The organism is Paenibacillus turicensis (assembly GCF_017873435.1).
GTDB classification, from domain to species: domain Bacteria; phylum Bacillota; class Bacilli; order Paenibacillales; family Paenibacillaceae; genus Fontibacillus; species Fontibacillus turicensis.
Map to the genome: position 1 here is coordinate 1 of NZ_JAGGKG010000006.1, position 22,977 is coordinate 22,977.

Sequence of the window (22,977 nt, forward strand, 5' to 3'; positions counted from 1 at the left end):
CTCTCAGGTCGGCTACGCATCGTCGCCTTGGTGAGCCATTACCTCACCAACTAGCTAATGCGCCGCAGGCCCATCCGTAAGTGACAGATTGCTCCGTCTTTCTTGACTTTCTCATGCGAGAAAATCACCTATCCGGTATTAGCTACCGTTTCCGGTAGTTATCCCAGTCTTACAGGCAGGTTGCCTACGTGTTACTCACCCGTCCGCCGCTAACTCTCAGAGAAGCAAGCTTCTCATCAAGTCCGCTCGACTTGCATGTATTAGGCACGCCGCCAGCGTTCGTCCTGAGCCAGGATCAAACTCTCCAATAAAGTTATTGAAAAGAGCGATAAGCTCATTTTGAATCTGACGAGATTAATTCGTTGAAATTAATCTACTTATTTTTGAATTCCACTTTCGTAAAATTCACTCGTTGTTTAGTTTTCAAAGATCAACTTTGTTACTTTTTGTTGATTTGTTTTATGTTTCGGTGTGTTTCTCATCGTCGCATCTCTCAGCGGCGACTTAAATAATATAACACGTACAAACGCCTTTGACAAGTGTTTTTTCAAAAAAATTTTTAATAGTTTATAAAAGCTATTTTTTTAAGATTATACTCCCATGCTACAATGCAACTATCTGTGATCACCTTATTTGCTCATTCTATTTGTTTTTGACTATTTATTTTGTGTTATTTATTGTATTTAACCAACTTAATCTAAGTTTAAACTACACATTCTATGATTTCTATAATCCCTACACTTTTTATACTTCTTTTCATCAATATTATGTTTAAGGAGGATTATCATCTTGTTTTCATGACATACAAAAAGAAAGAGGGAACAACTAAGCTCCCTCTCCTTTCATTTAGTTAGACCAAGGATTTTGACGTCCTTTTGATTTGCTAGCTGTTTTCTTTTTTTGCACTGTATTGTTTCCTGTTGAAGATTTTCTCTTTGTACCTGTTCTTGTTTTTGTCTCTTGGTTAGAAATAGTTACTTCCTTATCCACCTCTGACTGGGATGTAACCTCTTGTGCGGGCTGGACTTCTTCATCACGAAGCATAGGTCCCCATGGTGTCATGCCAATTGTTGGCCCACTCATATTAGCTGGCATAAATACACACGGTTGAACAGGCATTACATATGCAAATGGATGACAATGACTAGAATGGGTATGATGCGGACTTGGACATTCATTCCCCCACATATTCGCAGGACCTTGCATATTATTGCAATGCTGTGCTGGACTCATTCCCCATTGGTTGTTTTCATGTTCAGGACCACAGTGAGGGTAGTGAGCATTTGGTGTCGTTTGAATTGGATAAGTTGGAATATTCGAGATGCCTGGATATTGTCCATGCCCTTGTTCTACTGAGTATGGTGAGATTGGTGGTAGATCATAATAGGATGAAACTTCTTTAACAGGTGTCTGGCACTGTTGATATGGATGAACTGCCTTTGGTTTTTCATTGCAGCCACAATCTGGCTTCTTGGGCGGTTGCTCAGGCTCACATTTCGCCTTTTCTACTTTTGTATAAGTATTTTCCTCAATAATTTGAATTTGTTGTATAAATTGTGGCGCTGGCGGTGGTGTGATTGGTTGAACGGGTTTCTTTTCCTCTGCTTTTGGCGGAAGGTTTTCAATTGGCTTTGGAGCTGTATTCTTTTTCCCTGTCTGACTTGGTGACGTAGACGGATTTGCTGGCAGTGGTGTTGGTGTTGGTTTTGGTTTTGGGTTTGGATTTGGATTTGGATTTGGCGCCGGAGCTGGAGTGGTGGATACTTTTGGGATATTAATAACCTCTCCAATTTTTAATACATTTGGATCGCTGAGCTGTGGGTTAGCATCAATTAAGGTTTGTAAAGGCACACCCCATGCTTTGGATAGCTTATACAACGTGTCTCCTTGCTTCACAACATGCTTATATAGCACGTCATCAGTTCCTTGCCCTGGCGTCGAAGTTGTAGGGATTTTGATTTTATCCCCAATGTTTAACTTATTCGGATCGCTGAGCTGTGGATTAGCGTCAATGATAGCTTGGAGGGGCACATTATACTTCTTGGATAATTCAAACAATGTATCCCCTTGCTTCACAATATGAATTTTCACCGATGAAAGACCTCCTAGACATCTTCTTAAAGGACCATGGTATTCGCCCGGGCCCAATTAATACATCCTATGCAGAAGTCTCCTTTTTGACATCTATATACAGATATTTTTTTATTGTAATCTGAAATTACGGCTCAAAACAAAAATTAGTGGTTGCTAACTTCAAGGAAAGCAGCAACGTTAACACTTCATATTCCCGAACTTCCATTACACATGCAGAACGGCATATTCCTCCGACACTACTATAAAATCGCCAATGACACCTTCCTCGAAGGCAGGCTTACGCGGCTCGCCATTTCCTTGTGGCGGAAGATCTGGGTGATACTTGTGGAATACAAATCGGCTTCGCAAGCTCTCCTGCGTCAATTCCAATTCAAGCTCATCATCAGTCAGACGGACAGCAGTCACTAGGCTTCCCATTATATTATTGGTCAACTCGTCCCACTGCTCTTCCTCAGACTCTCCTACCCAGTTCGATAACCATGGCCGATGACTCTGGTTATAACTCAGATGACATTCAATTACCCTACCGTCCAGCAGGATATACTGACCTGATGCCCAGACGGCATAGACAATATACTGTCTAATAGCTCCCTTCTCCAACAGCAATCCAAAAAAGCCAGGGCCGCCCATGCCATAGGTTCCCAGATGGGTGCTAAACCCAGCAACTCGGCTACCTAACAAATAATCTTCACCAATCTCCTTCACGGTCTGAGGGATCATGGTCATCATCGCTTCGCCTTCTTCCGCCTCATAATTGAAATCACGGAATGTATTCTCTTCAGCCCACCCTTTGGACTCCCACACTTCTCGTTCAGCGATCGGAATAATCATAGAGTATTTTTCAATTAACCCCTTCTTCATCTCACTCATTTTTAATTCCTCCTCCTCACCTACATATCCAGTCTTTTTTCCATCCTTCGACTAATATGCTATTTACAGTTATATACCCAAAAAAGAGCTTCGCTTCCCTCAAAACATATTAATTATTATCAAAAAAGCCTGATGCTCTCCAAAAGGAAAACACCAAGCTTATTTTAGTTCAAAATAAACACTCCGAACGTTCAGGGCCTATTCAAACACCTTTACGCCATCTTTATCAACAACGTTGCGGAATTCATCAAGAAGCTGTAACGTAATTGGACCTGCATGTCCTTCACCAATGATACGTCCATCAACTTCACGCACTGCAATTACTTCCGCTGCAGTTCCTGTTAAGAAAACCTCATCTGCTACATACACATCATGTAGTGTGAAAGGCTCTTCTTTTAAGACATAACCTTTCTTATCACAAATTTCCATGATTGCTCTGCGAGTAATTCCGTCTAGTGCCCCTAAGTAGCAAGGTGGAGTTGTGATCACACCATTTTTAATAATAAAAATGTTATCGCCTGATCCTTCAGTTACGTACCCTTGGGCATTCAGCATAATCGCTTCTCCTGCACCAGAAAGGTTGGATTGAATTTTCACCAAAATATTATTTAAATAGTTTAAGGATTTAATTTTAGGGTTAAGTGCATCTGGAATGTTCCGACGCGTAGACACAGAAACTGTTTTTAACCCTGTTTTGTATGCTTCTTCTGAATAAATCGCAAGCTGCTCAACGATAATGATCACAGAAGCCTGTGGACAGCGGTTAGGATCTAAACCTAAATTACCTGTACCACGTGAAACGATAAGACGAATATATCCATCTCTCATTTCATTAAGACGGATCGTCTCTACTAATGCATCTTCCATCTCTTGGTAGCTTAAAGGAATGTTTAACATGATAGATTTAGCTGAATCATATAAACGCTCTAAATGCTCTTTGCATTTAAAAATGTTTCCATTATAGATCCGAATCCCTTCAAAAATACCATCACCATATAAGAAACCATGATCGTATACAGAGACAACGGCATCTTCCTTATTTACAAACTGACCATTTAAATAAATTTTTTGTGTCATTTCAAACACCCCTCCACTAATTTATGCTTAATGATTGTAACCACAAGTAGGATAGCTGCCAAGTATACGTACTTGACAATTTAAGGCCTGAATTTCTTCAATGGCTGATTGTAGCAATACTGAGTCAATGGAGGCTAATACATCCATATAGAAATAGTAACTGCCCAGTCTTTTTTTGGTTGGACGCGACTCAATACGAGACAAGTTTAGCCTACGCCAAGCCAAAGCCGATAATACCTGATGAAGCGCACCCGCAAAGTCCTCTGGCAATGTTACCAGCATACTTGTTTTGGTTTGTATGTTAATTTTAGAGCTAACAAATGGCTTCGCTCCAATAAGAACAAACTTCGTATAATTGTTATTATGATCCGTAATTTCCTTAGCTAACACGTCTAGTCCATGAATTTTAGCTGCTAAAGCAGTACCAATGCCTGCCAGTCCCTCGCCGGGATGCCGTTTCACAATTTCAACAGATTCAGCTGTACTGCCAACATGCTCAATTTCAGCTTGCGGCATATGCGAACGAATAAACTGCATACATTGGGCAACCGCCACAGGATGGGATAATACTTTTTTCACAGTGTCATAGCTAATCGCTTCTGTTTGACCTTCAACAGATTTGTTAGTTTCAGACACCAGTTCTGACTTGCGCCCAATTAAATTTTGTATCGAAGGATACAACCATTCTACTTGCATAGGTACATCGACCTCATGGACAAGCCAATCCAAATGCAAGCTAACAGAACCTTCTATCGTATTCTCAATCGGGATAACACTATAATCCACCAGACCATTAGCTACCTGCAAAAACACATCAGAAATGTGCTTAAAATGATGTAATTCAACAGGCTCATCTTCTCCAATTAAATGGAGTAATGCTTCATGCGAAACTGAGCCTTGAGGTAAAAGAGCTATTTTTTTCATGACTGCACACCTCTAACGATCGCTTCAAAGAAGTCTTCTTTCTCTATAGTAAGCCTGTTCGCCCCTGTTGCGCAAGGTTTAAGCCATAAAGTGGTAGCTGTAATGCCCTCTGCTGAAAATGTATTTTGCATAAATTGCTCTAAGTCTTGCTTATCACTACTGTTTTTATCCACTAATGCAAGTACAGTTGGGCCCGCACCACTTAATGCTGCACCAAGCGCACCGTGTGTACATGCCTCCTCAAGCACATGTGTTAAACCAGGTACAAGTGAGGCACGATAAGGCTGATGAAGAACGTCCTGCATTGCAAATGAAATCAGATCAAGTCGTCCTGTCGCTAATGCTGCGGTTAACAAGGAAGTGCGACTTGTATTAAAGACGGCATCCTTTAGGCTAACCTCAGTTGGCAATACACCTCTAGCAGCGGAAGTCGATAATTGAAAATCAGGAATCGCAACCAAAACCTCTAAATTGTCAGGTGCGTCAAATTGAATATATTTCGTGTGAGTTCCATCCCATGCCGCAGTTACAATTCCCCCTAACAAGGAAGCCCCCACGTTGTCAGGATGTTTCTCAAGATTGGTTGCCATATCCATTAGTTTATTTTGAGAAAGAGGCGCCCCGATCAGTTCATTAGCAGCCACAAGTGCACCAACGATAGCAGAGGCACTGCTACCAAGCCCACGTGTCAAAGGAATTTCACTATACATTGAAATTTCAAGCTCAGGCAACTGAACGCCTGCTTCACGAAAAACAGCTTGAGCGACTTTATAGATTAGGTTGGTTTTATCTTGTGGAATTCCGCTAAGCTGGTCCCCATATAAGTGAAAGGTGGTCTGTTCCGCTGGTTTCATTTCAATCCAAGCATACAACGATAAAGCCATCCCTAATGTATCAAAGCCAGGACCTAAATTAGCGGTACTTGCCGGTATTTTAATGCGTACTGCCTCGTATCCCATAGTTACTCTCCCTTAATTACGAACCTGCCTTATACATGCTGATCCTTTTTTTCTATACGTTTAAACTTATTATGCTCATAAAATAATCTAAGCTTTAGCTTTCGACGCGATACACACTTTTTATGCGACGAACCGCACTCAATGTTTCAAAGTGACTTAACACTTGATTCATGCTCGCTTTACTAGCGTTATGAGTAATAATAATAATTTCGACATCCTTGGAATGCTTATCAGGCGTTTGAAGTACCGACTCTAAGCTGACCTGATATTCGGCAAAAATTTGTGTGATTTGTGCCAATACACCTGCTTTATCTTCAACCTGAAGCAATAGGAAATTTTTACAAAAGACATTTTCGTCTTGCTTTACTTTACTATCTGTATAGGATACTAGCTCCCTCAACCCGTTGATGCCTAATTTAATGTTTTTAATTACGGTAACTAAGTCCGCCACAATGGAGGTGGCTGTTGGCATTTCTCCAGCACCTGCACCATAAAACATCGTTTCTCCAACCGCTTCTCCATACACATAAACTGCATTATATACACCGTTAACAGATGCGATCGGATGATCTTCCTTAACCATCGTTGGTTCAACACTAATATTAAATTCATTATCCTGATATTCAGCTATACCAAGCAGCTTCATTTCATAACCTAGCCTTTTGGCATACATGATATCCTCCTTAGATACAGAGGAAATACCTCGCACTGAAACATCATCAAGACCAACATTGGTACGGAAGCCAATTGTACCAAGGATCGCCATTTTACGAGCTGCGTCGAGTCCCTCCACGTCAGCAGTAGGGTCACTTTCTGCATATCCTAAAGCTTGCGCTTCCTGCAAGACATCATCATACGAAGCGCCTTCCTGGCTCATTTTAGATAAAATATAATTAGTTGTGCCATTCACAATGCCCATAATTTTCATAATCCGATCGGAGGAGAACCCCTCGACTAGTGTACGGATAATTGGAATCCCACCAGCAACACTAGCTTCATAAAATACGTCACAACGTTTATATTTTGCTTTGGCTAAAATTTCTGAACCATAAAGTGCCATTAGATCTTTATTTGCCGTAACAATGTGCTTACCTCGTTCCAACGCTTCTAATATATATGTTTTAGTAGGCTCAATTCCACCCATAACCTCAACAATAACGTCGATCTCAGGATCATCTATTACATCCCAAGGATCTTCTGTCAGCTTAGACGATGCAATATCAATATTTCTTTGTTTATCTAGAGTTCGCACTGCAATGCGTTCAATCACAACTGGTGAACCAACTTGACTTATTAAATCCTCTTGGTGCCCTTCCACAATACGGACAACCCCTGTTCCCACTGTTCCTAGTCCAAGTAAACCTACTTTAATTGGCTTCATGCCGATTCCCCTCCATTTTGCGCAGCTATACTTATACACAGCATTTTTTTGTTATCCCTGACCAACGATGTGTATTCTTTTAACCCCAGTCAGCTTATGAAGAGTTTGCAGCAGTTCATCCAATTCCTCTATTAAATTAGATATTTCAACTGAAATTACAACATTAGCTCTTCCTTGCAGCGGGATACTTTGGTTGATCGTTAAAACATTGCCACCAAAGCTTGCGATTTTCGTCAGTACCTCAGATAATATCCCTGAGCGATGCTCCAAATCAAAAGAGATCGTTACGATACGCTCTCGTTCTAATTGATTTAATAAATGTATACCATCCTTATATTTATAAAACGCACTTCGACTTAATCCAATCTGCATCGTTGCATCGTATACCGTCTTCACTTCTCCACTTGCTAACAACTGCTTCACCTGTATTGTTTTTAATACGGCTTCTGGTAAAATATCTTCACGTACTAAATAATAACGTTCCTTCAAAACGTCCTCTCCTTAGAGACCTTTGTTTTCGTATAGTGGACATTATATCCTAAACCATCAAGTCCGGCAACCTAAATTGTTGACAAAACTTTGGCTAAAAAAAAGACGACCTCTGTAAACTACAGAAATCATCTCTTTTATATACCTATATATACATCAAATTATTAATATATTTAGGTTAATAATTAAATTAATGGTTGACAAACAACTCAAACCAAGCGGAGAAACAAGGGATTCTGGAGAAGTGGAACGTTCGTATTAGTAATAACTACTTCCCTCAACAAACTCAAATTCAAAATCAGCAATACGCACAATGGAGCCATCCTTTGCGCCACGCTCACGTAATGCATCATCAATTCCCATGTGACGTAACGTTCTTGCTAATTTTAAGATCGCATCATGTGTATTAAGCTGCATCCGTTTCATCATACGCTCAACCTTAGGACATTCCACAACGAAATCTTCGTTATCCCGTTTTATCGTAAAGCTGTTATCGTCTTTAGATTCAAGCTTATATACTTTACGTTCATTGATTTCAGTAACTTCTTCAATCGCCGGTGCTTGTGGAATTTGATCCAACAAATCAGCCGCACGATATAAAAGCTCCTGAACCCCTTTACGCGTTAATGAAGAAATCGGCATAATAATGAGGTCAGGGCGCACCTCTGATATTTGCTGTTTAAACAATTCTAAATTTTCCTCAGCATCAGGCATATCCATTTTGTTCGCAGCTACTATTTGAGGACGATCCTCTAGGTGGGCATTGTATTGCTTTAGTTCATTATTAATTTTTTGCCAGTCATCAAACGGATCACGACCTTCGGAGCCTGCCATATCAACGACATGGATAATAACACGAGTACGCTCGATATGACGAAGAAACTCATGACCTAAGCCTACACCTTCGCTTGCGCCTTCGATTAATCCTGGCAAGTCTGCCATAACAAAACTTCTACCTTCACTTACATCTACAACACCTAAATTAGGAGTAATCGTTGTAAAGTGATACGCTCCGATTTTAGGCTGTGCCGCAGAGACAACAGACAATAGAGTTGACTTGCCTACGCTTGGGAATCCAACCAAACCAACGTCTGCCATTACTTTAAGTTCTAACGTAACGTAACGTTCTTGCCCTTCTTCGCCATGCTCTGCAAGCTCTGGAGCAGGATTTTTAGGAGTCGCGAATCTTGTATTTCCTCTCCCTCCACGACCTCCACGGGCAACAACAATCTGTTGACCATGACGCGTAAGGTCTGCTAATACTTCACCAGAATCGTCATCAATAACGATCGTACCCGGTGGTATCCGCACAATCATATTTTCTGCATTTGCACCATGCTGACTTTTGTTACGCCCTTTAATACCACGATCAGCCTTAAAATGTCGTTGATACCTGAAGTCCATAAGTGTACGTAATCCTTCATCTACACGAAAGATAACATCTCCACCCTTACCTCCATCACCACCGGCTGGTCCACCATCAGGTACATATTTTTCACGTCGAAAAGCGACGATGCCGTCTCCGCCATCTCCACCTTTTACGTAAATCTTAGCTTTATCTACGAACATGCATTCACCTCATTTGATTTGCTGCAAGGTACAGACAGTAGAAGTTTTGAGTTCTCTGATTCTGATTCATTACAAGAAACTACCACTTCAGTTCCCGATAATAAATGCTCCAAGTGCAGCTTGATTGTATCTATGTTGTTAGTTGGACTTTCTTGATCAAAAGAAACATAAACATGACCCTGATCAAGGTAAAATGAGACTGTTAATTGTAACAACTCTCCCCAAGATTTCCGATCCTTAAATTGAAAAGCACGAATAGTTTCTACAATTGCAGATGTTAGGTGCTGATTCCCCTGCTCTGAGCATAATGAATCAAGCTGAAGATCACCTTCAATCAACACGGTAAGCTGAACATTGCTGTTTAGTTCACGAAATGACTGTAAATAAAAAGTTAAGGATGGGATGCCTAATCTAGATATTTTGCTCTCAATTAACAACCGTTCCTTTATTCTTTCCACACAGCCTGCAAGTTTATCATATTTGCGTAATTGAATATAACCGTACAAAATCTGCAAATCATTCATCCAATCATGACGATGATGACTAAGTGTTGCGGCTGCTGTCCTTTGTACTGACTCAAGTAAACTTCTGCGCTCGTTTGCTGCTTGCTTTTTGACATAAAATACATATCCCCAAAGAACAGCAAACATACACATACTCAGAATAAGGCTCATGATCGGTGAATGAAGAAAGTAAATGAGTACCATACAGAGTGCTGAAAATACCGCAATACCAACTGGTACTAAAATCGACTGCTTCATATGTTACTTTCCTCGTTCCTTTACCAAATTAATGAACTCCTTACCCTATTTCATTACATTAGTATATCACAATCCTTGTCCCATTAAAGCTATATCAAGGAATTGATTTTTTTCTAAATATTGAAATGTGCTATAAACATCAAGAAGCCCCAGACATTACTGATGTCTGAGGCTTCTAAAAACCTAATGCATTAAGCTTAAGCTTCAACAGCTGCTGCTACTGCAGCAACCTCTACAGGGTACACGCTCACTTTTTTGCGATCGCGGCCCCAACGTTCAAACTTAACAACGCCATCGATTTTAGCAAATAATGTATCATCTTTACCAATACCAACGTTATTGCCTGGGTGTACTTTCGTACCACGTTGACGATAAAGAATACTTCCGCCTGTTACAGTTTGTCCGTCTGCACGTTTTGCGCCAAGACGTTTGGAAATACTGTCACGACCGTTTTTTGTGGAACCTACACCCTTTTTAGATGCGAATAACTGGAGATCCAACTTCAACATAATGGTTTCCTCCTTCTTTAATTAATTATATCCCGAATCTTAATATATTTGTTGTAAGAATCCTCGATCCCTTGCAACATAACTATCATGGCTGAGAGTAAAAACTGTGACTTTTCTTTAGCTTCAGAGGATAGTCCAAGCGGAAGACGTGCATTTAGAAAACCATCTTGCATAACGGAATCCATATGAACTCCAATTAATGACTCGATCGAATTCACAGTACCTACGGTAATCGCAGAAACACCAGCACAGACAATATCTTGGCCCTTTTTCGCAAAATTAGCATGTCCCTTAATCTCAAAACCATAAACACCGTCAGATTCATCTCTTAATATAGAAACAATAATCATATTGTCACCGATAATTAAGCTTGAATCTTCTCGATAGTTACTTTAGTGTAAGGTTGACGATGACCTTGTTTTTTGTGGTAGTTCTTTTTAGGTTTGTATTTATAAACAACAACTTTTTTACCTTTGCCGTGTTTTTCAACTTTCGCTGTTACACTTGCACCGGATACCAATGGAGTTCCTGCTACCAAACCTTCACCGTTAGATACAGCCAATACACGATCAAATGTTACACTTGATCCGTCTTCTGCGTTCAATTTTTCAATGTAAAGAACATCGCCTTCTTGAACACGGTATTGTTTGCCACCTGTTTCGATAATTGCGTACATATGCTTGCACCTCCTCATGTCTCAGACTCGCCTAATTCAGGTGTTGCTTGAAAAATCAAACAAACTTCTTAACCCGATCGGAGCGGTTACAGCATGTGCACAAGTCATACTTATGTCACATACCTAAATATAATATCACCAGCACGTCAGAAAAGCAACTTCTATTTCAAATTTAGCCGATCATAATCTCTCTCATTCTTTTTCTCGTCATCTCCACTAAACCAAGCCTTGTCCAACCTAAAATATGGTGTTGTGTCCTGTCCTGGGCCATCGCATTGCCAAGAGTATCCAATACCGCATCACGATGCGCTTCACTGTCCATATCAATAAAATCAATAATAATAATGCCCCCAATGTCACGCAAGCGGATCAATCTGGCCATCTCCATAGCAGCTTCAAGATTGGTATGGTATACCGTGTGCTCTAAATCCTGCCCCCCCGTATACTTTCCAGTGTTCACATCAATTACCGTTAAAGCTTCGGTGTGGTCCCAGATTAAATACCCACCACCAGGCAACCAGGTTTTCCTTCCAAAATCACGTTCTACTTGGGGAGTAATAAGATATTCCTCTAATAAAGGTGTTGTCCCTTTATACACATTCACATGTGGTTTCTCATTAGGTAGCATGGAGGACACAAATACCGACACCTCCTCCGCTACCTTTGGACAGTCTACAATAATGTTGTCCGTTTCAGGACTGTATGCATCACGAATTAAGCGCTGAACCATACTGAGATCATGATGTAATGCAGATGGTGCTGCGACCTTTTGTGCCCTATTCAAAATACTGTTCCATTGCTCTTGTAAATATCTAAAATCCTGTTCAATTGAGATTAGACTTTGTTGTTCAGCTACAGTACGTAAAATTAAACCTTCTTCTTCTTGCCGGAGCTGTTCCCCTGCTGTTTTTAAACGCTCCCGCTCTTCCTCTTGCTTAATCTTTTTTGAAATTGCAACATACCCCGCATAGGGCATATATACTAGCCAACGTCCTGGCAAAGAGTAATGCGTTGTAATTCTTGCCCCTTTGTTTCCAAATGCATCCTTAGTCACCTGCACAACTAGTTCTTGTCCAGTTTTTACTAAATCTTGAATAGAAGGTTTTTCTTTAGGATACTGTTCTAGATTTTGTGGCAATATATCATCTATATATAAAAAGGCATTTTTCTTTTGACCGATATCTACAAAGGCCGCCTGCATACCTGGAACAACATTAACAACCTTCCCTTTAAAAAAGCTACCCACAACACCTTGGCGTTGTGCGTATTCTACTGTATATTCTACTAATTTATTATTTTCTATTAAAGCCATTGCTGTGAGATCAGATGCACAATGGACTAGCATTTGTTTCATTTGCTCACCCTTTATTCTGTAACAGTATTTAATGTTTCTACTTAATAAGTTTTTATTATCTCATGGATTAGGTAAACCACGCAAAAAAGCTGAAATGACCTTTTGTTCTGGTAAAACCGCAACAATATCACCTTGTTCGTTCATCACATAAATAAAATGATATTTCTCTCTTCTAAATAGACGCAATATATATTCTAAAGGTTTCTGTGGATGAGAAACAATAGGAACTGCTATACTTCCATATATCCAATGTTTGGTATATGTCTGCTCACGACGAATAAGGAAACGCATAAACCTGTAGGGGAGATTGCGATAATCTTGCCAATTGGAATATAACAAAAAACTTCCAATTAATAACAGATTAAGTTGAGGGGGCTTTTGACTTAGCAAAAATGGAATAATCGCATAACTAACCATACATAGACTACCTACAACACTGATTCGAAGTGACCATAATAAAGTTGCGTGATAGGGTGCAAATAAGCTAAATAATGACTGACTAACTTTCCCCCCGTCTAAAGGGAGGATTGGGAGCAGGTTAAACAAGGCAATGATCAGATTACATTCAATAAAATACGACAAAAAGTCCCCTTCTCCTAAGCCAATATATTGGTAAAAATAAGCACAAAAAATTAATAATACATTTTGCAAAGGACCTGCTAGGGCGATTATAATTTCCTTGCCTGCTGACAAATAAGCGCTATCCTCCATTACAGCTACTCCACCAAACGGTAGCATTTCAATCGACAAAACAGAAACACCAAATAAACGTGCTGCGGTGACATGACCTAATTCATGAATAAAGACAATTACAAATAAACTTAATAGTTCTAAAAAATGACCTGTTACAACAGACGCCATCATCATAAGCACAAAAAAAGGATGAAGCTTGATTGTAATTCCAGCTAGTTTAATCAATCATAATCACATCCGTTGGGTCGATGAATTTCTTATCTTTTTCTATAGAAAAATACAATGTAGCTTGAGGGTTACTTGTTGTCGCAGGTAGCGAACCAATCCATTCCCCCCCTTCAATCCAGTCATTTTTTTGAACAAACACTTGCTCCATCCGTCCGTAACTGCTAATATATCCCCCTGTATGTTGAATAACGACTGTTTTACCTGTAACTGCATCTTGATTTATAGCAATTACTCTACCTGTCGATATGCTCTGTACATTTATACTGCTAGCGGACTTGTCATTAGGAAGAATTTCGATTCCTTTCATGCTTACTGCAAATGAGCTTACAATTTTCCCCTGCAATGGAGTTACAAATCCTGCTTTTCCCTCAACCTTTACTCCCTGTGGGTCATTATGTTTAAAAATAGGGATAAAGGAAGGTGATCCCCCAAAGGTGTCCTCATACCACACTTCTACTTTACTAAAATCCATTTCATGAGTGAGCGATTGTACAATGACCGATTGAACCGGAAACGACCAAGAGGTTTGTACATTTTGGATTCCATAAATACCAGCAAAAATAATGACACTGACCAAAAGACGTATACCTTGTCCTCTCCAAAAATAGCTTTTTTTACGTGTAGGCTTATCTGGAACGTCATTTTCAAATTTATTTTTCCAAGGATTGTTATGCTTCCATGCTAGTTCTGGATCAGCTTCCATTGAAGAAAAGCTCGTAGAGGATGAATGCTTCGTTGTTGAAGGTGTTGTTGCTGATGCTCTTGAATCTGCTGGATGTGACATAGGTGATATAGGTGAAATTGGCAATTCTCGAACAATATCACCTGCGGTTAGTTGTCTAATACGTTCGTCTCTACGTTTTTTAACATTAGACTTTATATCTTCCACTGGATCCACCCCTCCTAACAAACTATAGAGATTTATATCAGCTCTCACTCATTACAAACTAAAGAGCGTTAACTCACTGTGCTTGTCTCTATTTCATACCTTATATTTATGAAGGGCTTGGCTAAATTATGAAAATACGCACACAAATAAAAAAAGCCAGTGCGCGATGCACCAGCTTTTACACTGATTTTATTTTGCTTTAAATTTTTTTCCAATTTTCAAATTCAAGATAAAATTAAGAGCTAATATTTTAAATTAGTGGTTGGCAAACACCACACACAGCGTAGAGACAGAGCGATTCTGAAGAAGTGGAACGTTCGTATTTAAAACCGGATTATAACAACTAAGTTAATATCAAAATGAGAATCTGGTTTTAACAACGATCGGAAGAACGCTCTGGATCGTAGCATCCATCTCCATCATTGCCAGCCACTAATTTGATTTAGTGTGTAATTTTACAATCTAATATTTTTCCTGATGGAGCTTAATACTAAAAACAATTCCAATACATAACATATTAATTAATAACGAGGTGCCCCCATAACTAATAAATGGTAGTGTAATCCCTGTGATTGGCATCAATCCAATCATCATCCCTACATTTTCAAATATTTGAAATAGAAACATGGCAACAATTCCAACAATAATATATGCCCCTCTTTTATCAATACAGCCTAAAGCAATTAATATCATCCTATAAATAAGTAAAAAGTATGTTAATAGCAATACGGAGGCACCAATGAAACCAAACTCTTCCCCTACTACAACAAATATAGAATCAGAATAGGGATAAGGAATAAACTTTTTATTCTTAAGCTGACCAGACATGTAGCCATCGCCCATTAAGCCACCGGAACCTATCGCAATTTTTGCATAGTTAGATTGATGTCTATCATCACTGCTTGCATTGTCAGGATCCACAAACGTATTAATTCGTTGATACCAATGTAGCTTATTATGCTGGGTTAAATAATCACGAATTTCTTGATTATATGCATTAAATACAGTAACAAATGCAATAAGCAAAACTGTCACTCCAGCAAGACCAATTACAACATGACTATATTTTGAATTTCCTATCCACAACATTGCAACAAGAATCACAAGATAAATGATCGCATTTCCTAGATCTGGCTGAATCAACACAAGTAAAAACGGGAGCATTACTACACCCGTAATCGGAATAATATCTTGTCCTATTTTTAGAGGTTGCCCATTTCGTTTACCAAGTAAATAAGCTACAGACATAATTAAAATCACTTTAACTAGCTCAGCGGGTTGAAACTGCAAGCTCCCAATCGAAAACCAACTCCGAGCCCCATTAATTGCAGGTGTAAAGAAAACAAATACTAACAATAAGCAGCCAAATCCATACACATACCAGCTATAGGTGAGTATTGTACGATAATCAACTAGCGATACACCAAAAACTACACCAAAGCCTAAAATGTAAAATATAATTGTTCGCATTTCATAACCATTAAACTGATTTTCATAAGGAGCAATTGCGCTATTCACTAATATTGTACTCATCACCATAAGCACAATTAATGTAGCTACAATAACCCAGTCAAGCTTTTTAAGTTTAAACAGCAACCGCAATCAACCCATTCCGAAAAACTTTTTGAAACGTTTAAAGACGCTGGATTTTTGATCCAACACCATGAGAGGAACCGTATCGCCAAGTATACGCCGGGCAATATTGCGATAAGCAATCGCTGCTTGCGAGGAAGGATTCATTACGGTGGGTTCTCCAGTATTTGCAGCCTTAATTACCATTTCATCGTCAGGTACAATTCCAATTAAATCGATATTTAGTACTTGCAAAATACCTTCAATATCTAACATATCCCCTGACTTCATCATGCTAGATTTAACCCGGTTCACAACAAGCTTAGGCGAACCAATATGTGAATTTTCCAACAAACCAATAATGCGATCAGCATCACGCACCGCAGCATTTTCTGGCGTAGTAACTACGATCGCCTGATCTGCACCAGAGATAGCATTTTTAAAGCCTTGTTCAATCCCGGCAGGGCAGTCAATAATAACATATTCATATTCTTTTTTTAATTCTAAAATGATATCCTTGACTTGCTCTGGTGAAATCGCAGTTTTATCCTTTGTTTGTGCAGCTGGTAACATATATAACTCATCAAAACGTTTATCTTTTACTAAAGCCTGATTAAGACGGCAACGTCCTTCTGCAACGTCGATTAAATCATATATAATACGATTTTCAAGTCCCATAACAACATCTAGGTTACGCAAACCAATATCGGTATCTACTAGACAAACTTTTTTTCCAAGCAATGCTAGTGCTGTGCCAATATTCGCTGATGTTGTTGTTTTGCCTACGCCACCTTTACCAGAAGTAATTACGATAGCCTCTCCCATCATTCACACCCCTTTAAACACATTTAAATCCTTCCGGAAACGACTAATGTTGCTTATTTTATCAATTTGCATCACACCATCTCGCAGGCTAGCAAATTCCATACTAGTTTCTTTATTTTCCCATTCATCTGGAGGTCTACTAATGATATCCGCAATTCGCAATTGAGTAGGGGACAAATAAGAAGCAGCAATGATTGCATTCTCATTTCCATTTACCCCCGCGTGTGCCATACCACGTAGCGAGCCGAGTACATATACATCTCCTGTACATGTCAAACTGCCACCAGGATTTACATCTCCTAAAAACAGAAGGTTCCCTTCATGATGAAGGACTTGTCCTGATCTCACAATTCCTCCCATTGTCGTGATCGTTGCACTATCTTCTTCCTTCTTAACAGATGGTGAATCGATAGAACGAATTAATAAATTGCCCTTTTTCGATAATATATCTAAAATCATCACTTTTTGCTCTTCGCTTATTTCACGAGCACCTAATTTAACATCAACATGAATAATCGGACCCGTCAAAATATTTTGATGACTATATTCTAATTTATATCGTAGCTCCTCTAGAAGACTAGGAAATTCACATTTGTCATCTAAAAGGAAAACCAGGCCGTCCTTGATGCCCTTAATCGTAACATGATTGGATTTAACGTTCATAGCCTGTACCTCCCTTTTAGATCAATTCGCTTCGGAGACATAAGTTTCCTGCCTCCTAACAAGAAAAGTACTTAGGTGCGTGTCTTATTCTCATCCAAGGATCGGCGTTTTGCAATGATTTCTAGCTGACGTCGTAGAGGAACATAAATCATCAACGCAAATGCAAAGTGAAAAAACATCGTAGGGATAATATGGTTAGATAACGCCCATGAAAACGGAAGATGTGTAATTTCAAACACCAAATATACCCCGTATACAATGGAATCAAACAATAAGCTTCCAAGCAAAGTCACAATCAACATAAGTGGCATAGGTGCACGATGAGATCTAAATATAAGACCAAGTATGTAGCAAGAGCAACCCATTGCTAAGGAATACGTACCTATCAATGCACCATAATAAACAATATCATGGAGCATACCAAAAGAGAATCCTAAAATAAGTGCAGTATGGCGATCATAATACACGGTTACAAATAAAATCACAATATAAACGAGATGTGGAGCAATTCTATTTTGTAAAAAACCTGGGATCAACCAAGGAATAATTGTACCTTCAATAATAAACAACAAAAACAGCAGCAGCAAAAGAATGTATTTACGGCGTTGGACTCTACTCACTACTTTTCTACCTCTGGTGTAAACACCACAAATAATTCCTTCCAATCCATAAAGCTAGCTGCTGGAGTAACCGTTGCGGTATAGGTTAATCCGTAGGAATCAACCTGAACCTCATCTACAGTCCCTATAATTACACCTCGTGGAAAAACTCCGCCAATACCTGAGGAAACAATGGTATCCCCTTTGACTAATGTTTTAGAATCTTCAATTTTAGTCATTAAAAATTTACCCGTTGTTTTATCATACGTTTCAATCATCCCAAATACTTGGTTTTCTTTTCCTTGGGCTGTTGCTGCAATAGCGTTAGAATTAGGATCTTTTGCGTCCATGCTAGTTGCTAATTTAACGGTAGAGGTAAAGTTGCTCACATGACTAATGACACCAACCAAGCCCTGTACAGAGGATACAGCCATCCCTTCCTTCACACCTTCACGACTGCCGATATTTAAGACAATCGTTTTATTGATTGGATCTTCATTTACACTTACGACTTGTGCAATCACCCAATCATAGTTATTAAGCTTTTTTTGCGCATCTGTAAATTTAAGCAAGGTTTGAAGTCGCTCGTTCTCCTGATCAATCCAGTTGTATTTTGCTTTATCTCTTGTGTAATGGGACAAAGCAATTTTGAGCTGTTCATTTTCTTCCTCTAGTGATTTCAAGTTTCCTATATCCTCAAAGAAGCCCGCTACATAGCTAGCAGGCTTGTAAAAGATCGATTGTACAAAACTCACCGTATCCTTTACAAATTTCTCAGGCCAGGACAATTCCTTCCTAGAGCCTAATGTAAAGCCCATCAGGGCAATAAAAATAATAAGTACCGTCAATAAAACAAATAGTCTCTTGTTGCCCAGCATCTTAAACAGTTTGAGCACCCTCCAACCTTACAAATTGCAAAATCATTAAATGAACCAAAAAAATATAGGAAATACTTTGAAAAAAAACGGCAAGGCCGTCCAGGGGACGGCGCCGCTTTTCCAGTTTATAAAAGCATTCAACCAGTATAAGGGTGACTTCTTGATGATTATCGTTTCGAACGTAAAGTGGAAGAACTTTTAGATTTAAATAGATGAATGTTGTCTAACGCACGTCCAGTTCCAATCGCAACACAATCCAGTGGATTTTCTGCAACGATGACAGGCATGCCGGTTTCACTTGCCAATAATTTATCAAGGTTGCGAAGCAAAGCACCACCACCTGTTAATACAATACCACGATCCATAATATCCGCTGCAAGCTCTGGCGGACATTTTTCAAGTGTAACCTTCACTGCATCGACCATTGCATTTACAGTATCACTTAACGCTTCTGAAATTTCATCTGAAGTAATCGTTAATGTTTTTGGAAGTCCTGTAACAAGATCACGTCCACGAATTTCAATCGTTTCTACTTTTTCAAGTGGCATTGCAGAGCCAATTTCCATTTTCAATTGCTCTGAGGTTCTTTCCCCAATCATAAGATTATATTGGCGCTTAATGTACTGAATGATAGAATCATCCATTTCATCACCTGCCACACGAACAGATTTACTCGTTACAATCCCTCCAAGGGAAATGACTGCAACTTCTGTAGTACCGCCACCGATATCAACAACCATACTACCAGTTGGCTCCCACACAGGTAGGTCAGCACCAATTGCTGCTGCAAAAGGTTCTTCGATTGTATAAGCTTCACGCGCTCCTGCCTGCTTCGTAGCATCCTCAACGGCACGTTGCTCTACTGCTGTAATCCCAGATGGAACACAAACCATAACGTTAGGATGGCGTTGAAATAATGAACGTTGTTTTTGTGCTTGATTAATAAAATATTTAATCATCGTTGCTGTAGTATCAAAATCAGCAATTACGCCATCTTTCATAGGGCGAATAGCACGAATATTGCCAGGTGTTCTACCAATCATCTTTTTGGCTGATTCCCCTACTGCAACAATATTTTTAGTGTCAGTATGAATAGCTACTACCGAGGGTTCTCTTACAATAATACCTTTACCACGTGTATAGACAAGCGTATTCGCTGTCCCCAAGTCAATTCCTAAATCTTTCGTAAAGCTTCCAAACATGATGTATTCTCCTTTTCCTCGTGTATCTTAGCTATTATATTACATCAAGCCCTGCTCCTTCAAACTTACAAACAATCCATCTCCAATAATGATATGATCAAGCACATCAATTCCAAGTAGTTTGCCAGCTTCACATAAGCGATTGGTAATCGATATGTCCTCAGAGCTTGGAGTTGGATCACCGCTAGGATGATTATGGACACACACAATGGAAGCACTGCTGCATTTAATCGCGGCACGAAATACTTCGCGCGGATGAACAATCGATGCATTCAGACTTCCAATTGATAATGTTTCTTGGGCAATGATATGGTTTTTTATGTTCAAAAATAGACAAATAAAATGCTCTTTTTGTAAATAACGCAACTGCTCCATGACATAATTAGCGATATCCTCTGGCCGACGAATCACTGTAGGATCAGGAAGCTTACTTTGCGAAATTCGATGCCCTAGCTCTATTCCTGCCTTAATTTGAATCGCTTTAGCTGGGCCAATTCCTTTTATACCTAAAAGCTCATCTAAACTAAAATCCATAAGTCCGCGAACACCTTCAGTTTCGAGCAATACACTATGTGCCAATTGAAGGGCGGATTGTTGCCTACTCCCTGTTCGAAGTAAGATTGCCAGCAGTTCTGAATGACTTAAAGCCTTAACGCCATACTGAAGCATACGTTCACGTGGACGTTCATGCTCTGGCATATCTTTGAGTAAATGAGAAGGATAAACCATAATTAACATCTCCATTTCCGAATGTAAAATAAGACATACATTTCGGAAGGATATGCTTTACCACTTCCATTTTTTTGTGGTGACTATGCTAAAACATGTATATTATATTTTTTTAGCATATCGCTAAGTAATGATAAGGGCAAACCAACGACATTAAAATAACAGCCCTCAATCCCTGTAACGATAGAGGCGCCTAAGCCTTGAATTCCATAACCTCCGGCTTTGTAGTGAACGATGGTACTTTTAAGCCGACAGTATCATTGACGAGTTCCCCTCCATAAAAGTTTGACGCTAGAGTAGAAACTAATGTTTTGATTACCGCCCCCGCTTTATAAGTAACGGTGGCTTTAAAGCCGCCACCGTTACCATCAGGGTCATGATCCCCACCTTCGTACTGTAGCAATTTCTCAATATTGGCTTTCAAGTAAATTGTAGGTTCTCCGTTTTCGTTGACAATTATTTTATCAACCAACAAACCAAGATCCTTACGATCAAACATCTCTTTTCCGATAAGTTCATCAAGAACGCTCAAAGCAGTAACTGAACCTTCATGAAACCTCGAAGATTGCTTTTTGATTTCAGTTAAATCATCAATCTGCCTTTGAATATCTTTGATTAGCAAACGCTTCTCAGCTTCAATTTCTGCATATGTTTCTAAGATAATTTCCTCATCTTCGGGGCGTCGAGCAACTTCATTTATCCTCTGCTTCATTGTTACTTTCAGTTCATCAGAAAGTTGCTTTAGACTTGAATTTAGCCTCTGGAGGGATTTATCTAGATTGTCAGTTCTCTTCACCTGATCTTTCAATTTACCATCAAAACCACTAATTGCATCGCTTAGTTTTTCTCTGAGGACAACAAGGTGGGCTTTTATTGCAAGCAGCAATGTTCGATCTAAGATGTAATGTGTTGTACAAGCTATTTTACCTACTCTTCTGTACGTCCCGCATATGTAGGACTTATGTTTACCTTCCTTATTAAGTGCAACAAAACCGCGTCCGCAATCGGCACAAACAAGAAAGCCAGTGAATAGGTTTACATGCTTATGTCCCGAACCTCTATAATGCATGGTGAGACGTTTTTCAGCAATCTCCTGTGCAAGTTCGAAATCCTCTACACTTACCAGAGGTTCGTGATTATTTGCAAACACATAGTGCTGAGATGGATCGACCCTCAGAATTTTCCCGTTGATCTCAGCAAGCTTATATTTACCTTGTCGAAGTACTCCAATGTAAAAGTCATTTCTTACGATTCTTTGAACCATTCGCTGAACCCAAACATGTGTAACATCTTTTTTGTAAACTTTACCTTCAGCTTCCTTGTTTCTTTGGATAACCATTGATGGAGTAGGTACTTCGTTTTCAGTCAGGTAAATACAAATTTTTCTGTAGCCGTCACCTTGTAAATACATTTCGAAGATCTTCTTAACTACCCAAGCAGTCTCTTCATCAATAATTACTTTCTCTCGGTCAAGCGAATCTCTCTTGTAGCCGTAAGGGACTGCTGACAAATACTTGCCATCAATCATTTTTGTCTTGTTGTTATCTTTTATTTTGGTGCTTATATCTTTGACATACCTCTCATTATACCACGTTTTAATTCCAAGTATCGAGTCATCATCAACAAATGAGTCGTAGCTATCACTTATTAGAATTACTCGAACACCTAGCCTTTTCATATCTTCGAGAAACAGCAATGTATAAGCATTATGCCGCCCGATTCGTGATATGTCCTTTACCAAAAGTACTACTTGATACCCATTTTCAATTGCAAAATTAATATCTTCTAACATCCGATTAAAATCAGGTCTGTTGAATGAATATCCGCTGTAATTATCATCTTCGTACAAATACTTTTCAGAAATTTCTTTTCCAAAAACCTCTTTTGCATGATTTGCAATTATCTTCTTTTGGGCAATAATTGTAGCATAATTCTTTCTATCTTCATCGCGGCTAATACGTGTATAACCAATCAACAAACACTTATCTCCAGAATTTACAACCTTAAAATTAGTCATATTTGATACCCCATTTCTT

The 22,977-nt window shown here is 39.2% G+C and carries 23 protein-coding genes, 1 rRNA gene, 1 pseudogene and 1 other annotated feature; all 25 genes and pseudogenes read right to left on the reverse strand.

Annotation, left to right across the window (positions count from 1 at the left end; all coding sequences use genetic code 11):
* Positions 1-311 (reverse strand): 16S ribosomal RNA (locus J2Z32_RS07630); the annotation flags it as partial.
* Positions 312-846: 535 nt separating this feature from the next.
* The gene (locus tag J2Z32_RS22520; protein WP_342453934.1) at positions 847-2,091 is read right to left on the reverse strand and encodes a LysM peptidoglycan-binding domain-containing protein; all 1,245 of its coding nucleotides are present in this window, start codon (positions 2,089-2,091) and stop codon (positions 847-849) included.
* Positions 2,092-2,298: 207 nt separating this feature from the next.
* Complete coding sequence (locus tag J2Z32_RS07640) at positions 2,299-2,964, reverse strand: hypothetical protein (RefSeq protein ID WP_210088596.1); 666 nt, start codon at positions 2,962-2,964, stop codon at positions 2,299-2,301.
* 198 nt (positions 2,965-3,162) lie between these two features.
* On the reverse strand, positions 3,163-4,041 hold the full coding sequence (gene ilvE / locus J2Z32_RS07645) for a branched-chain-amino-acid transaminase (protein ID WP_210088597.1): 879 nt from the start codon (positions 4,039-4,041) through the stop codon (positions 3,163-3,165).
* Between the two features lie 27 nt (positions 4,042-4,068).
* Positions 4,069-4,965 carry a prephenate dehydratase gene (gene pheA / locus J2Z32_RS07650; protein ID WP_210088598.1) on the reverse strand — a complete coding sequence of 299 codons (897 nt, stop codon included), beginning with the start codon at positions 4,963-4,965 and terminating at the stop codon, positions 4,069-4,071.
* Positions 4,962-5,924, reverse strand: coding sequence for a homoserine kinase (gene thrB / locus J2Z32_RS07655; RefSeq protein ID WP_210088599.1), 963 nt, complete (start codon positions 5,922-5,924; stop codon positions 4,962-4,964). Before thrB ends, pheA begins: the two co-directional genes overlap by 4 nt.
* 94 nt (positions 5,925-6,018) lie before the next feature.
* Positions 6,019-7,305: a homoserine dehydrogenase gene (locus J2Z32_RS07660; RefSeq protein ID WP_210088600.1), complete on the reverse strand. Its 1,287-nt coding sequence runs from the start codon at positions 7,303-7,305 to the stop codon at positions 6,019-6,021.
* A 51-nt stretch (positions 7,306-7,356) separates the two neighbouring features.
* On the reverse strand, positions 7,357-7,794 hold the full coding sequence (locus J2Z32_RS07665; RefSeq protein ID WP_210088601.1) for an ACT domain-containing protein: 438 nt from the start codon (positions 7,792-7,794) through the stop codon (positions 7,357-7,359).
* A gap of 258 nt (positions 7,795-8,052) precedes the next feature.
* On the reverse strand, positions 8,053-9,363 hold the full coding sequence (gene obgE / locus J2Z32_RS07670; RefSeq protein ID WP_210088602.1) for a GTPase ObgE: 1,311 nt from the start codon (positions 9,361-9,363) through the stop codon (positions 8,053-8,055).
* The gene (locus J2Z32_RS07675) at positions 9,354-10,124 is read right to left on the reverse strand and encodes a Spo0B domain-containing protein (protein WP_210088603.1); all 771 of its coding nucleotides are present in this window, start codon (positions 10,122-10,124) and stop codon (positions 9,354-9,356) included. The genes obgE and J2Z32_RS07675 overlap by 10 nt, the downstream gene beginning before the upstream one ends.
* Before the next feature lie 197 nt (positions 10,125-10,321).
* Positions 10,322-10,633 carry a 50S ribosomal protein L27 gene (gene rpmA / locus J2Z32_RS07680; RefSeq protein ID WP_210088604.1) on the reverse strand — a complete coding sequence of 104 codons (312 nt, stop codon included), beginning with the start codon at positions 10,631-10,633 and terminating at the stop codon, positions 10,322-10,324.
* Positions 10,634-10,650: 17 nt separating this feature from the next.
* On the reverse strand, positions 10,651-10,983 hold the full coding sequence (locus J2Z32_RS07685) for a ribosomal-processing cysteine protease Prp (protein ID WP_210088605.1): 333 nt from the start codon (positions 10,981-10,983) through the stop codon (positions 10,651-10,653).
* Positions 10,984-10,997: 14 nt separating this feature from the next.
* Complete coding sequence (rplU, locus tag J2Z32_RS07690; protein ID WP_210088606.1) at positions 10,998-11,309, reverse strand: 50S ribosomal protein L21; 312 nt, start codon at positions 11,307-11,309, stop codon at positions 10,998-11,000.
* 13 nt (positions 11,310-11,322) lie between these two features.
* Positions 11,323-11,407 (reverse strand) — a sequence feature (ribosomal protein L21 leader region).
* 74 nt (positions 11,408-11,481) lie between these two features.
* A complete protein-coding gene (locus J2Z32_RS07695) occupies positions 11,482-12,663 on the reverse strand; it encodes an Rne/Rng family ribonuclease (RefSeq protein WP_210088607.1) in 1,182 nt (393 codons plus the stop codon).
* Positions 12,664-12,723: 60 nt separating this feature from the next.
* Complete coding sequence (locus tag J2Z32_RS07700) at positions 12,724-13,581, reverse strand: M50 family metallopeptidase (RefSeq protein WP_210088608.1); 858 nt, start codon at positions 13,579-13,581, stop codon at positions 12,724-12,726.
* Positions 13,574-14,473, reverse strand: coding sequence for a peptidoglycan DD-metalloendopeptidase family protein (locus J2Z32_RS22635; RefSeq protein WP_210088609.1), 900 nt, complete (start codon positions 14,471-14,473; stop codon positions 13,574-13,576). The genes J2Z32_RS07700 and J2Z32_RS22635 overlap by 8 nt, the downstream gene beginning before the upstream one ends.
* Before the next feature lie 462 nt (positions 14,474-14,935).
* Positions 14,936-16,069, reverse strand: a complete 1,134-nt coding sequence (locus J2Z32_RS07710; RefSeq protein ID WP_210088610.1) for an FtsW/RodA/SpoVE family cell cycle protein — start codon at positions 16,067-16,069, stop codon at positions 14,936-14,938.
* A gap of 6 nt (positions 16,070-16,075) precedes the next feature.
* A complete protein-coding gene (gene minD, locus J2Z32_RS07715; RefSeq protein ID WP_210088739.1) occupies positions 16,076-16,870 on the reverse strand; it encodes a septum site-determining protein MinD in 795 nt (264 codons plus the stop codon).
* A gap of 3 nt (positions 16,871-16,873) precedes the next feature.
* Positions 16,874-17,533: a septum site-determining protein MinC gene (minC, locus tag J2Z32_RS07720; RefSeq protein ID WP_210088611.1), complete on the reverse strand. Its 660-nt coding sequence runs from the start codon at positions 17,531-17,533 to the stop codon at positions 16,874-16,876.
* Between the two features lie 71 nt (positions 17,534-17,604).
* Complete coding sequence (mreD, locus tag J2Z32_RS07725) at positions 17,605-18,153, reverse strand: rod shape-determining protein MreD (RefSeq protein WP_210088612.1); 549 nt, start codon at positions 18,151-18,153, stop codon at positions 17,605-17,607.
* Positions 18,153-19,028: a rod shape-determining protein MreC gene (mreC, locus tag J2Z32_RS07730; protein WP_210088613.1), complete on the reverse strand. Its 876-nt coding sequence runs from the start codon at positions 19,026-19,028 to the stop codon at positions 18,153-18,155. The genes mreD and mreC overlap by 1 nt, the downstream gene beginning before the upstream one ends.
* Before the next feature lie 149 nt (positions 19,029-19,177).
* Positions 19,178-20,212: a rod shape-determining protein gene (locus J2Z32_RS07735; RefSeq protein ID WP_210088614.1), complete on the reverse strand. Its 1,035-nt coding sequence runs from the start codon at positions 20,210-20,212 to the stop codon at positions 19,178-19,180.
* A 39-nt stretch (positions 20,213-20,251) separates the two neighbouring features.
* Entirely contained in the window at positions 20,252-20,941 is a 690-nt protein-coding gene (gene radC / locus J2Z32_RS07740) for a RadC family protein (RefSeq protein WP_210088740.1), read from the reverse strand.
* 83 nt (positions 20,942-21,024) lie between these two features.
* A pseudogene (locus J2Z32_RS07745) lies at positions 21,025-21,165 on the reverse strand (Maf family protein); the annotation flags it as partial.
* Positions 21,135-22,958, reverse strand: a complete 1,824-nt coding sequence (locus tag J2Z32_RS07750; RefSeq protein ID WP_210088615.1) for a recombinase family protein — start codon at positions 22,956-22,958, stop codon at positions 21,135-21,137. The pseudogene J2Z32_RS07745 and the gene J2Z32_RS07750, both read right to left, overlap by 31 nt.
* Positions 22,959-22,977: the final 19 nt, after the last annotated feature.

Coding starts and splice junctions, on each gene's coding strand:
- J2Z32_RS07640 (WP_210088596.1), bottom strand. CDS start 2,964: ATGAGTGAGATGAAGAAGGGGTTAATTGAAAAATACTCTATGATTATT.
- ilvE (WP_210088597.1), bottom strand. CDS start 4,041: ATGACACAAAAAATTTATTTAAATGGTCAGTTTGTAAATAAGGAAGAT.
- pheA (WP_210088598.1), bottom strand. CDS start 4,965: ATGAAAAAAATAGCTCTTTTACCTCAAGGCTCAGTTTCGCATGAAGCA.
- thrB (WP_210088599.1), bottom strand. CDS start 5,924: ATGGGATACGAGGCAGTACGCATTAAAATACCGGCAAGTACCGCTAAT.
- J2Z32_RS07660 (WP_210088600.1), bottom strand. CDS start 7,305: ATGAAGCCAATTAAAGTAGGTTTACTTGGACTAGGAACAGTGGGAACA.
- obgE (WP_210088602.1), bottom strand. CDS start 9,363: ATGTTCGTAGATAAAGCTAAGATTTACGTAAAAGGTGGAGATGGCGGA.
- J2Z32_RS07675 (WP_210088603.1), bottom strand. CDS start 10,124: ATGAAGCAGTCGATTTTAGTACCAGTTGGTATTGCGGTATTTTCAGCA.
- rpmA (WP_210088604.1), bottom strand. CDS start 10,633: ATGTTGAAGTTGGATCTCCAGTTATTCGCATCTAAAAAGGGTGTAGGT.
- J2Z32_RS07685 (WP_210088605.1), bottom strand. CDS start 10,983: ATGATTATTGTTTCTATATTAAGAGATGAATCTGACGGTGTTTATGGT.
- rplU (WP_210088606.1), bottom strand. CDS start 11,309: ATGTACGCAATTATCGAAACAGGTGGCAAACAATACCGTGTTCAAGAA.
- J2Z32_RS07695 (WP_210088607.1), bottom strand. CDS start 12,663: ATGAAACAAATGCTAGTCCATTGTGCATCTGATCTCACAGCAATGGCT.
- minD (WP_210088739.1), bottom strand. CDS start 16,870: ATGGGAGAGGCTATCGTAATTACTTCTGGTAAAGGTGGCGTAGGCAAA.
- minC (WP_210088611.1), bottom strand. CDS start 17,533: ATGAACGTTAAATCCAATCATGTTACGATTAAGGGCATCAAGGACGGC.
- J2Z32_RS07735 (WP_210088614.1), bottom strand. CDS start 20,212: ATGTTTGGAAGCTTTACGAAAGATTTAGGAATTGACTTGGGGACAGCG.
- radC (WP_210088740.1), bottom strand. CDS start 20,941: ATGGTTTATCCTTCTCATTTACTCAAAGATATGCCAGAGCATGAACGT.
- J2Z32_RS07750 (WP_210088615.1), bottom strand. CDS start 22,958: ATGACTAATTTTAAGGTTGTAAATTCTGGAGATAAGTGTTTGTTGATT.